Source organism: Aromatoleum evansii (assembly GCF_012910805.1).
Taxonomy (GTDB): domain Bacteria; phylum Pseudomonadota; class Gammaproteobacteria; order Burkholderiales; family Rhodocyclaceae; genus Aromatoleum; species Aromatoleum evansii.
This window is the reverse complement of the sequence record NZ_WTVK01000217.1, coordinates 1-454: the sequence shown is the minus strand read 5'-3', so window position 1 is coordinate 454 and position 454 is coordinate 1. Positions and strand designations below refer to the sequence as shown.

The 454-nt window shown below is 35.5% G+C and carries 1 protein-coding gene; it reads left to right on the top strand.

What is annotated here, in order from left to right; translation table 11 throughout:
* Positions 1-20: 20 nt before the first annotated feature.
* On the top strand, positions 21-454 hold a 434-nt coding region (locus GO615_RS28000), incomplete at its 3' end, for a hypothetical protein (RefSeq protein ID WP_211167423.1).

Sequence of the window (454 nt, the reverse complement as noted above, 5' to 3'; positions counted from 1 at the left end):
GTAGTAGGAGGAATAAAAACGTGAAAAAAAGTATCATCGTTAGTCTTTTTAGCTTCATTGTTGGCAGTATGTTTGGGGTTGTATTGTTCTCTTCATTTCAAAAAAATGAAGATATATCAGAGGAGAAATCAATAACCGAATCCAGTTCTTTGCCAGAATTTGATATTCCTCAAACAACGCAATCAGAAACAGAAACTACAACTGAATCAGTTGAACCGACCGACCGAACTACGACTAATCAAAAGGAAGTTGAAGCAATTTCAGCAACCTGCTCTTCTTTTGTTTCTATCTTTTTTTCAAATGATTCAGACCAGTCCTATCAAGAGAAAGAACAGCTTTTAGGAGACTTGATTTCAGAAACGGGAAAGAAAAAATTGTTAAGGAACTATAGTTATCAAAAGGGAACTGATACGGCAGTAACAAAGGTAGGGCGAGCAACAAATTATGTGAAATT